The 12,022-nt window shown below is 33.5% G+C and carries 6 protein-coding genes and 2 other annotated features; of the genes, 2 read left to right on the top strand and 4 right to left on the bottom strand.

The window, feature by feature from the left end; all coding sequences use genetic code 11:
* Positions 1 to 249: 249 nt before the first annotated feature.
* Together V7Q02_RS00665 and V7Q02_RS00660 are read left to right on the top strand one after the other, a co-directional pair.
* Complete coding sequence (locus tag V7Q02_RS00665; RefSeq protein ID WP_333859025.1) at positions 250 to 633, top strand: BlaI/MecI/CopY family transcriptional regulator; 384 nt, start codon at positions 250 to 252, stop codon at positions 631 to 633.
* 13 nt (positions 634 to 646) lie between these two features.
* Positions 647 to 2,428 carry a M56 and phosphodiester glycosidase domain-containing protein gene (locus tag V7Q02_RS00660; RefSeq protein ID WP_333859024.1) on the top strand — a complete coding sequence of 594 codons (1,782 nt, stop codon included), beginning with the start codon at positions 647 to 649 and terminating at the stop codon, positions 2,426 to 2,428.
* A 57-nt stretch (positions 2,429 to 2,485) separates the two neighbouring features.
* On the opposite strand, the gene ilvN is transcribed toward V7Q02_RS00660, so the two are convergent.
* The 4 genes from ilvN to gltB form a co-directional block, all read right to left on the bottom strand.
* The gene (gene ilvN, locus V7Q02_RS00655) at positions 2,486 to 2,971 is read right to left on the bottom strand and encodes an acetolactate synthase small subunit (protein ID WP_333859048.1); all 486 of its coding nucleotides are present in this window, start codon (positions 2,969 to 2,971) and stop codon (positions 2,486 to 2,488) included.
* 15 nt (positions 2,972 to 2,986) lie between these two features.
* Complete coding sequence (gene ilvB / locus V7Q02_RS00650) at positions 2,987 to 4,597, bottom strand: biosynthetic-type acetolactate synthase large subunit (protein ID WP_333859023.1); 1,611 nt, start codon at positions 4,595 to 4,597, stop codon at positions 2,987 to 2,989.
* Positions 4,598 to 4,707: 110 nt separating this feature from the next.
* Positions 4,708 to 4,903 (bottom strand) — a binding site (T-box leader).
* A 79-nt stretch (positions 4,904 to 4,982) separates the two neighbouring features.
* Positions 4,983 to 5,180, bottom strand: a binding site (T-box leader).
* Positions 5,181 to 5,439: 259 nt separating this feature from the next.
* Positions 5,440 to 6,873, bottom strand: a complete 1,434-nt coding sequence (locus tag V7Q02_RS00645; protein ID WP_333859022.1) for a glutamate synthase subunit beta — start codon at positions 6,871 to 6,873, stop codon at positions 5,440 to 5,442.
* A gap of 10 nt (positions 6,874 to 6,883) precedes the next feature.
* Positions 6,884 to 11,413, bottom strand: a complete 4,530-nt coding sequence (gene gltB / locus V7Q02_RS00640) for a glutamate synthase large subunit (RefSeq protein ID WP_333859021.1) — start codon at positions 11,411 to 11,413, stop codon at positions 6,884 to 6,886.
* Positions 11,414 to 12,022: the final 609 nt, after the last annotated feature.

Raw genomic sequence — 12,022 nt, 5'->3', positions numbered from 1 at the left:
AAAAAGTTTCTATCTGATTTAAGTAAAAATCCTTCTTCCAAGGACATTCAACAAATTGTTGAAAAATTTGAACCTTTAAAAGTATTCTTTAGAGTAAAGACCTTATGCGAGAGCACAGCAGTGCTTGTCCCCTACTGTGAAAAAGATGTGGGATTAGCAATTGCAGCCTTTGGATAAAATCATTGACAAATGCTTATTACAGATGTAATATATAAATATATTACATCTGTAATAGAAGGAGGTTAAATTATGAGTACATCTAAAATATCTGATTCTGAGTGGCAGGTTATGAAAATAATCTGGTCACATAAACATTGTACGGCAAAAGAAATAGTAGATAAACTATCAAAAATTACAAATTGGCAGCCTAATACCATAAGAACATTAATAAATAGGCTTCTAAAAAAGAAAATTATAGATTATACAATTGATGAGAAAGACAATAAAACATATCACTATTTTGCCCTTGTTTCCGAAAGTAAGTGTATAAAAATAGAAAGTGAATCCTTCCTGAAGCGGGTATTCAATGGTTCTTTAAATGTAATGCTGGAAAACTTTATAAATGAAAATAAATTATCAGAAGATGAAATTGACAAATTAAAACAAATTCTGGATAAGAAAAAGAAAGGTTAAATGGTAAATACTAATGCTACTTTTATCTTCGTTTCAATTTACAATACACTCTACAATTATGGGCAGTATATTTGCTCTTTTAATACTTATTTTAAAAGCTTTATTTAAAAATAATCTAAAATTAAAACTATTAAATTGTCTGTGGATTTTTTTTATAATCAGACTTTTAATACCCTATGCCCCTGAAACCAGTTTTAGCATATATAATTTAAATCCTTTAAGTAAAGCTAAAATTATACAGAAAAATAATATAACCAAGTATTTCCAAGATACATTTTCCACAAATAATACAGCTGATCATTTAACAGAGAGTTCAATAAATTATGACTCCTTAAAAAATAAAAATATTAATACAGCCAGTTCTTATGAAAATAAACTATCTTGCCTTGAAGTGCTTGCTGTCCTTTGGATATCAGTATGCATTATTTTAATTATTGCTACTTTTACAACTATCACCGCATTTTATCTTAAATTACGAAAAGAAAAAACAACTGGTGATTATAACCTTATTAAAATATTAAACAGCTGCAGACAAAAAATGCATATAACTAAGTATATAGAAATCATAAATACCCCTATTATAAAAAGCCCTGCAATTTTTGGATTTATCCATCCTAAAATACTGTTCCCTTTAAATATCAACAAAGTAGTTGACTCTGAACAATTATCCTGTATTATCTTTCACGAATTAGCCCATCTAAAAAGAAAAGACATAATTATAGATTTTATAGTTTCCATGTTAAAGATAATGCATTGGTTTAATCCCATAATACTATATGCCTTTATAAAAATGAATCAGGACAAGGAACTTCTTTGTGATGAAATGGCATTAAATTATTGCAACTGCAATAAATATGGCCATACTATCATAAAGCTCTTAGAAGTGTATAAATACTCTAATTATATCTATGGATTGGATTGCATAATAAATAACAAACGAGAAGTTGAAAGGAGAATAACCATGATTTCATTATTTAAAAAAACTTCCCCAAAGTGGACTATACTATCTATTGTATTGTTACTTTTAATTGGAGGTATAACCTTAACCAATCCCAAAAATATAACAGCAGCTTACAAAAACAATACTGAAAAATCATCCTTAAATACCATAGAGGAATTAAGTATATCCACCAGAACCTTTAAAGGGAAAATACTTGTAGTAAAAAATCCGTCCAAGGTTGAAGTAGGTTACACTGAAAAACTTTTAAAGAAGAATAAGACTACAGGTGAACTTGCAAAAGAAAACAAAGCCCTCTGTGCCATAAATGCAAATTATATTCCAACTAAAGTCGATATTAATAATAAATACTCACTTCCTGAAACTGAAGGCATAATAATTCATAATGGCAATGTGATATACAAAAGTTCTGAAGATACAAAATATAATATAGCAGGATTTACTGATAAAAATGTATTGATCTCGGGACAGTATTCCATTGAGGAGCTGAAAAAAATGAACGTGACTGAAGTTGTAAATTCCCAAATACCACTTATTAAAAATGGAAAGCCATTATTAGAAAGTAAACAACCAACTGGAATAAATCCAAGAACTGCCATAGCCCAGAGAAAGGATGGCACTGTTTTAATGGTTGTAATTGACGGAAGAAGTGTTGATTCTATAGGTGCTTCCATGTATGACCTGCAGCAAATTTTACTTGAAAATGGAGCTTATACTGCAGCAGCCTTAGATGGAGGAATTTCTTCCACAATGTACTATAAAGGCAATATTATAAATAAACCAGCATCTGGAGTACAGTGGCCTATATCTTCTATATTTATGATTAAAAGTAATTAATAAAGTAAAAAGAGAAGTATTATTGGCTTCTCTTTTTACTTTATGGGAACTGTTAAATTATGCTTTACATCCTCTTTGAAGGGCTGTAAGTCCGGTACGTATAATTTCCTTTATTCCATAAGGTTTCATGATTTCAATAAAAGCAGATATTTTATCTTCATCCCCCGTTATTTCAATCATCATACTCTTTTCATTCATATCAACTATATTAGCCCTAAAGGTGTTTACAGTCTCCATAATTATCAATTTATTACTTGGTTCTGCAGTGACCTTTACTAGCGAAAGTTCCCTATACACTGAAGGAATATCTGTTAAATCTATTACTTTTATAACCTCAATTAATTTATTCAGTTGTTTGCTAATCTGTTCAACCGCATAGTCATCTCCGATAGATACAATAGTTATCCTGGATATTTCAGGATCTTCTGTAATTCCTACTGTAAGACTGTGAATATTATATCCTCTTCTACTAAACAGGCCAGCCACTTTACTTAAAACACCTGAATGATTTTCTACCAATACTGATAATATATGATTTTTTATGGTACTCACCTCTTCCTAAAAAGTTCTTTCATGTGGATCAACAATACATTCTATTAAAAACGCTTTGTCTGAATTCAAAGCTTCTTTAAAAACTTCCTCAAATTCATTATCATTTGATACTCTTTTTGCCAGTAATCCATAGGCTTCTGCCAGTTTGATGAAGTCTGGATTGGTTCTAAAGTTAACCCCAAATTCCCCAAGGGATCTGTTATTTTGAATTTCTCTAACCATTCCAAGTCCTGAATTATTAAAAACTATTATAATTAGATTTACATTTTCTTCAGTAACAGTACCTAGTTCAAATACACTCATCTGAAATCCGCCATCCCCTGCAAAGGATACAACTCTTTTATTTGGACAAGCGAGCTTGGCTCCAATAGCTGCGGGAAGAGAATATCCCATAGTGCCAAGTCCCCCGGAAGTCAAAAGTTTTCTATCTCCTGTCATTTTAAAATTACGTGCACACCAAAGTTGATTTTGACCTACATCTGCAGTTAAAATAGCATCTTCTTCTACCATATCAGATACAACTTCTAATACATATTTAGGATTTACCTTATCTGTAGGTTTTCTAACTACTTTTAGTTTCTCTTTCCATTCTCTAATCTCCTCCAGCCAAAGGCCAGTTTCTATAGGTGCTACTTCTCTTGCTAACTCAGCTAGAATATTTGCACAATCTCCAACTATAGGAATATACGTATCCAGATTTTTACCAATTTCCGCAGGATCAATATCTATATGAATTATATCTGCATTTTGGGCAAAAGTTTTTACACCAAAGGTAGTTCTATCTGAAGCCCTAGCTCCAACAATTATTAAAACATCCGAGTTTTCAGAGGCCTTATTGGCATAGGCAAAACCATGAGTTCCTATTAGACCCACATAATACTCACTATTTTCATCCATACTACCTTTTCCCATAAGAGTGTGGATAACAGGTATGTGTGATTTTTCCACAAATTGTTTCAGTTCTTTTTCAGCTTTTCCCAGTATAACTCCTCCACCCACACAGATAACAGGCCTCTTACTGGTTTTAAGTCTGTCTACTACTTTCTTTATTTGTCTAAAGTGTCCCTTAGTAGTAGGTTTATATCCTCTTATATTGACACTTTCAGGATATTCAAAGTCAATATCTTCTTCCATTATATCTGTAGGTATATCTATAAGCACAGGCCCTTTTCTACCAGTATTTGCTATATAAAAGGCTTCTTTTATAGTCTTAGGTACGTATTTTGCATCTTTTACAAGAAAATTATACTTTGTAAAAGATTCTGTAGAACCTGTAATATCTACTTCCTGAAATACATCTTTTCCAATTAATACGGACTTAACCTGACCTGTAATAATAACAAGAGGAATAGAATCCATATATGCCGCAGCAATGGCTGTAATAACATTTGTTGCACCAGGACCTGAGGTAACTATGCAAACTCCAACTTCTCCTGTAGCCCTAGCATATCCACTAGCACAATGTCCCGCACCTTGTTCTTGTCTTACAAGTACATGTTCAATATCTGATTGTCTAAAAGCTTCATATATAGGAACCACTGTAGCACCAGGATACCCAAATACCATTTTTACATTTTCTTGTTTTAAACATTGGATAACTGCTTCAGCAACTTTCATGGTCATCTCTCCTTGTAAATTTAATTTGATATTTTAGTAAATTCTATGTAGTGAAAAATTATAGCAGATTATAGTTGGCATACTTTTTAAGTACAAAAAAACAGACCTCTTCATGGGGCGAGAAGTCTGTCCGCGGTACCACCCAAATTTTACTCAATTAAATAACGACATATGCCGGCACAACTTACTAAATTTCAGTCTACAGCTTAAGGGTGAGCTTCAGCATAAAGTATATATGGCTTTTTCACCAGCTGCCACTCTCTTTAAAATACTTATAAACCTACTTATCCCTATCATAGCTTTTATAAAATTAATATTAAAATATAATATTTCATTATGATAAATCATTTTCTATTATTAAATAAACATAAAAAAACAGGCTTCCTTATGAGGCGAGAAGTCTGTTCGCGGTACCACCCAAATTTATTACTTAATTTAATAACGATCTACATCGGCACAGCCTACTATCATTTCAGCCTGCAACTCAAAGGCGAGTTCAACACAACGTGCCTATGGGTTCCCACCAAATCCCATTCTCTTTGAGACACTCTCTATATCTACTGTTCCCTATCATAGTTTTTACTATTTAAATATAAACTAAGTATAATATAAATTAATTTACATGTCAATAGATTTTTTAAATTTTTATATAATTCTATACATTAAAATATTATTAAGGAGAAAACAGCAAACTCACTTCATATAGTATTTAACTTATATAAAGTGAGTTCCTTGAAACAACTGTATAAACCCACAAAACACTACACTTTAAAATCAATTATACATTGTGAATTGTGCATTCTGAATCGTGAATCGTGAATTATATATTGTGAATTAATTCACTATCCCCTTAAAGATGTTTCTCCCATTAAATATTCGTCCACACTTTTTGCTACTTTTCTTCCATCATTTAATGCCCATACTACAAGAGACTGTCCCCGTCTCATATCACCTGCTACAAATATGCCCTCTTTTTCAGTCATATAATTTTCATCAGCTATTACATTTCCCCGGGCATCAAATTTAACTCCAAGCTCCTCCAATAAACCTTCATGCTGAGGATGCAAAAATCCCATAGCCAAAAGAACCATATCCACTGACTGTTGAAACTCTGTACCAGGAACTTCTTCCATTATCATCCTTCCATTGTCATTTTTCCATTGAACCTTTACCCCTTCAAGGGATTTTAATACTCCCTTTTCTCCTTTAAACTTTTTAGTGCTTACACACCATTTCCTAATACATCCTTCCTCATGAGAAGTTGTTATTTTAAGAGTTTTAGGAAATATAGGCCAAGGCATTTTCTCGTTTCTCTCCACTGGAGGCTTTGGCATAACTTCATATTGATAAACAGCTTTGGCTCCTTGTCTTACGGAAGTACCTATACAATCCGAGCCTGTATCTCCTCCACCAATAACCACCACTACTTTCCCTTCTGCAGTTACACTTTTCCCCTTAATGGATTTCTTTGATACTCTTTTATTCTGCTGCTTTAAAAAATCCACTGCAAAATATACTCCTTCAAGTTCTCTGCCTTCAATATTAAGATTCCTTGGAATAGTGGAACCTCCTGTTAAAACCACTGCATCAAAACTTTTCACAAGTTCACAGGCAGGGTAATCTACTCCCACATTAGTATTAGTTTTAAAAACTATTCCCTCTTCTTTCATTATGTTTATTCTTCTAGCTACCACATGCTTTTCCAGTTTGAAATCAGGAATACCATACCTCAGTAATCCTCCTGGTTCATCATCTCTTTCAAATACAGTGACTCTATGGCCTACAGAGTTAAGTTCTGCAGCTGCAGCAAGCCCTGAAGGTCCTGAACCTATTACAGCTATATTTTTCCCTGTTCTTACCTTGGGAAGGACAGGTTGTACCCAACCTTTTTCAAAAGCTTTTTCTATTATATTAAGCTCTATTTCTCTTACTGATACAGCTTCTCTATTTACTCCCAAGGTACAGGAACCTTCACAAAGTGCAGGACATATTCTTCCTGTAAATTCCGGAAAAGTATTTGTAAGGGATAGTCTTTCAAAAGCCTTTTTCCATTCACCTTTGTATATAAAATCATTCCAATCTGGAATTAAATTTTGAATAGGACATGCCCAATTGCAAAACGGAGTACCACAATCCATACATCTTGCTGCCTGTAATTTCAATTTATCCTCTGTAAATTTACAATATACTTCTTTATAATCTTTAATTCTCTCTTCTACCGACCTTTTTTTAGGATTTTCTCTTTTATATTCTTTAAAACCAGTTAATTTTCCCATAACGCACCTCCTACATATTAGAAGCAGCAGCTGCTTCTGATTTTTGTTGTTCCAGTATGAGTTTATATGCAGTAGGTATTACTTTCTTAAATTTGGTTTTATAAGTATTCCACTGATTGAGAATTTTTTCAGCCTTTGTACTATCTGTATATTTATAATGCTCCTTAAGCAGACCCTCTATCATTTCCATATCGTCCCCATCTAAATCTTCTTGAATTTCTACCATTTCCATGTTGCATTTATCATTGAAAGAATTATCTTCATCCAGTACGTAAGCTATGCCGCCGCTCATACCAGCTGCAAAATTTCTACCCATTTTACCTATAATAACTACTACTCCTCCGGTCATATATTCACAACCGTGCTCTCCAACACCTTCCACTACTGACAAAGCTCCACTATTTCTTACAGCAAATCTTTCCCCTACACTTCCATTTAAGAACAGCTTTCCAGATGTAGCTCCGTATAAAATAGTGTTTCCCGCTATGATATTATTTTCCTCTACAAAGGTTGACCCTTCTGGAGTTTTTATAATGACTTTACCTCCTGACAGTCCTTTGCCCACATAATCATTGGCATCACCTTCCAGTATTAATGTAAGTCCACGAACTCCAAAAGCACCGAAACTTTGTCCTGCAGAACCTTTAAAATTTATTGTAATTGTATCCTCTGGTAATCCTACGCTTCCATACTTTTTGGCAATTGTACCGCTTAACATTATGCCTACTGAACGATTTACATTTTTTATCTCCATATTAATATTAACTTTAGATTTATCTGCTATTGCCTTCTTTGACATTTCAATAAGTTTGTAGTCCAGTGCTTCACTGAGCCCATGATCCTGTGGCATTACACAGTAAGATTTAATTCTCTTTGGCATATATGGTTTATATAAAATTGAAGACAAATCCAATCCTTTGGCTTTCCAATGGCTGATGGCATCCTTTGTTTCCACCATATCTACTCTTCCAACCATTTCATTTACTGTTCTAAATCCAAGTTTAGCCATATATTCTCTTACTTCTTGTGCAATGAAAGTAAGGAAATTTATTATATATTCAGGTTTACCCTTAAAATTCTTTCTAAGTTCGGGATCCTGGGTAGCTATACCCATGTCACAGGTATTTTTATGACATTTTCTAAGCATAGTACATCCCATTACCACAAGGGCTGTAGTTGCAAATCCAAATTCTTCGGCTCCAAGGAGAGCTGCAATAATAACATCTCTTCCTGTCTTTAGCTGTCCATCAGTTTGAATTCTTACCCTGCTTCTTAAGTTGTTTAGTAAAAGTACCTGTTGGGTTTCTGATAGACCCAGTTCCCAAGGTATTCCCGCATGTTTAATAGATGAAATAGGTGATGCACCAGTACCACCGTCATGGCCGCTTATTAATATTAAATCAGCATGGGCTTTTGCAACTCCCGCAGCAATAGTCCCTACCCCTACTTCTGAAACCAACTTAACACTTACCATAGCTTCAGGATTTACATTTTTTAAATCATATATGAGCTGTGCCAGATCCTCTATTGAATAAATATCATGATGCGGAGGCGGTGAAATAAGATCTATTCCCGGGGTTGAGTGTCTTGTCTTTGCAATATATTTATCCACTTTTCTCCCTGGAAGCTGTCCCCCTTCACCTGGTTTTGCCCCTTGAGCTATCTTAATTTGAAGTTCATCTGCATTGACCAAATATTCCGTAGTCACTCCAAAACGTGCTGAAGCCACTTGTTTTATGGCACTTCTTTTTGAGTCCCCATTAGGTTCAAGTATATACCTTTCAGGGTCTTCTCCCCCTTCTCCTGTATTGCTTCTTCCCCCTATTCTATTCATGGCTATAGCTATAGTTTCATGAGCTTCCTTACTAATGGAACCAAAAGACATGGCACCAGTACAAAATCTTTTAAGTATTTCACTAACTGGTTCTACTTCTTCTATTGGGATTTCCTTTCCCTTTTTAAGCTTAAATAATCCTCTTATTGTACACAAATGCTCATCCTGATTATTTATTATCTCTGCATATTCCTTATAAAGCCCATAGTTATTGGTTCTAGATGCTACCTGAAGCTTGTATATGGTATCAGGATTGAAAAGGTGAAATTCCCCTCCCTTTCTCCAGGAATAATTGCCTCCTACATCCAGCTGGGAAATAGGTTTTCTTATTTTATTGAATGCATTGTTATGTCTTGTAAGTACTTCCTGTGCTATAACATCAATGCCAACTCCCCCTATTCTAGAAGGTATACCTTCAAAATATTTATCTATGAACTCCGAGTCCAGTCCTATGGCTTCAAATATTTGTGCTCCATGATAACTTTGAAGGGGAGATATACCCATTTTGGATAAAATTTTAAGTATACCGTTATTTACCGCTTTAATATAATTTTTCTTTGCCTCCTCTGGTGTAACATCTTTTATGTCGCCATCTTTTATCATCTGATCTATAGTTTGATATGCCAGATAAGGGTTAACTGCAGAAGCACCACAACCTACAAGTAGTGCAAAATGCATGGTTTCTCTCGCCTCTCCTGTTTCTACTATAATTGAAACTTTAGTACGGCTCTTTTCCCTGATAAGATGATGTTGTACTGCTGATACTGCCAGAAGACTTGGTATAGCAGCTTCGTAGGAATCTACATTTTTATCACTGAGCACCAGTATATTGTAGCCTTCCTTTATCCTCTTTGACGCTCTCTCACAAATCTTTTTAAGAGCTTCTTTAAATCCTTCTATACCCATATCACATTTAAAAGTAATAGGTACTGTTGTAGTCTTGAAATTTTTATCCCTTAAGCTCTTTATCTTTAATATTTCTTCATCTGTTAATGTAGGACCGTATATTTCTATAAAGGGATCAATTGAAACTTCAGTATTTAATACATTTGCCTGAGTAGAACCTATATAATTAAAAAGTGACATTACAAGTCGTTCCCTCATAGGGTCTATAGGCGGATTAGTTACCTGTGCAAAAAGTTGCTTGAAATAAGAAAATAACAACTGACTTTTATTTGAAAGCACTGCAAAAGGAGCATCATTTCCCATAGAGCCTATAGGCTCCTTACCATCCTTTGACATAGGTTCTATTATTCTATTTAAATCTTCAATAGTATATCCAAAGGCTTGTTGTTTTTCTTTTAATACCTCAGGAGTTATTTCTTCTTTTTCCTTAACAGAGCTGAACATATCAAGGGTAAACCTTAACTTTTTCAATATTTCACCATAAGGCTTCATTTTACATATTTTTTCTTTTAATTCTTTATCCTTGATAATTTTCCCTTCTTTAGTATCTACCACAAACATTTCTCCTGGTTTCAACTTTCCTTTTTCAGCTATATCACTTTCTTTAAATTCAAGTACTCCCACTTCCGATGCCATAACTACCAGTCCACTTTTTGTCACTATATATCTTGCAGGCCTCAATCCATTTCTGTCTAAAGTAGCACCCACTTGTATACCATCGGAAAAAGAAACTGCAGCAGGTCCGTCCCAAGCTTCTATTAATGAACCATGATATTCATAAAAATCTTTTTTGTACTGTTCCATATGTTGGTTACCAAGCCATGCTTCAGGTATAAGCAGCATAAGTGCATGTGGCAGAGATCTTCCATCCTGATATAATAATTCCAGTGCATTATCCAGGGAAGCAGAGTCACTGCTCTCTGAATCCACTATTGGAAAAAGTTTTTGTATATCTTTTCCAAAAGTATCAGATTTAAGTACCCCCTCACGGGCCTTCATCCAGTTTCTATTTCCCCTTATAGTGTTTATCTCTCCATTATGGCCAAGATATCTAAAAGGTTGAGCCAAATCCCAAGTAGGAAAAGTATTGGTGCTATACCTTTGATGTACAAGCGCAATGGCACTCTTAAAATTTATATCATTTAAGTCAATATAAAACTTTTTTATCTGTTCTGCCAGTAATAATCCTTTATAAACTATGGTTCTACTTGAAAGGCTGCATATATAAAAGGATTTTACTGTATCACCAAGAAGTCTTCCTACTTCATTTTCCACTCTCTTTCTAATTACATATAATTTTCTTTCAAATGCATTTTGATCTTTCAAATTTTTTCCTATAAATATCTGTCTTATAATAGGTTCTGTTCCCTTTGCCGTTTCTCCTATACTCCTGTTATCAGTTGGAACATCTCTCCATCCTAATACCTTTTGTCCTTCTTCTTCTGTCACCCTTTCAAGTATTCCTTCACACTGCAATCTTAAAGCGGTTTCTTTGGGAAAGAACACCATTCCAACAGCGTATTCTCCAGACTTTGGCAATTCCATTCCCAAATTATCACAACTTATTCTAAAAAATTCATCTGGAATTTGAACAAGTATGCCTGCCCCGTCTCCAGTCTTGGTATCAGAACCTACAGCTCCTCTGTGAGTTAAATTAACTAAAATTTGAATACCTTTTTTTACAATATCATGGGTTTTTTCACCTTTTATACTGGCTATAAAACCCACTCCACAAGAATCCTTCTCATATTTAGGATCATAAAGTCCTTGCTTTGAAGGAAATCCCAAACTATAATTCATATTGTCAGCCCCTATCTAAAAAACTTTTGAATAAAAATGCATTTCTCTAAGCCCCAGAAATGCATTCCAAACCTATTCTTCTTTAAATTATCAATAAACACAATAATATCTTTAAATTTTAATTACTTCATACTAAAGCTATCATAAATCTATTAATATTTTAATAATGATTTTATCACATTTTTTTATACTATGCAAGTTTTATAAATTATAACTGCAATTCGTGATATACACTATATACACTATATATTCATATATTTTTGCATAAATATTATACATAAAAATGTCTTGAAGCCGCATTCTTCCGTTAAAGAATCTTCTATAGTAGTTCAAATTACGAATTCCAGAAATTATAATTTCACTTTTTTATACAAATTATTTAGTGCCTCAAATCACTTATTTCCATAGAAGTTTTTATTATTCTACTATTATACATATATTTATGTTATAATAATAAATAGTGATCTCTCTGCTCTTAAAAATCATTTTAAAAATAACAAATAATGATTAATATACTATTTGTTATTTATATAAAAATCCATAAACTGAAAAACTAGCTTTAATATATAATATGTATTGATATACCGCCATTAAAAGGTGGTTTTTTAT

Origin of the sequence: Clostridium sp. (assembly GCF_036781005.1) — a bacterium.
Lineage (GTDB): Bacteria > Bacillota > Clostridia > Clostridiales > Clostridiaceae > Clostridium_B.
Note: the sequence above shows the minus strand (reverse complement) of the source record. Positions and strands in the feature narration are given on the sequence as shown.

Excerpts from the sequence above, each read along its gene's own strand:
- gltB (WP_333859021.1), bottom strand. The coding sequence starts at position 11,413 with ATGAATTATAGTTTGGGATTTCCTTCAAAGCAAGGACTTTATGATCCT.
- V7Q02_RS00660 (WP_333859024.1), top strand. The coding sequence starts at position 647 with ATGCTACTTTTATCTTCGTTTCAATTTACAATACACTCTACAATTATG.
- V7Q02_RS00665 (WP_333859025.1), top strand. The coding sequence starts at position 250 with ATGAGTACATCTAAAATATCTGATTCTGAGTGGCAGGTTATGAAAATA.
- V7Q02_RS00645 (WP_333859022.1), bottom strand. The coding sequence starts at position 6,873 with ATGGGAAAATTAACTGGTTTTAAAGAATATAAAAGAGAAAATCCTAAA.
- ilvB (WP_333859023.1), bottom strand. The coding sequence starts at position 4,597 with ATGAAAGTTGCTGAAGCAGTTATCCAATGTTTAAAACAAGAAAATGTA.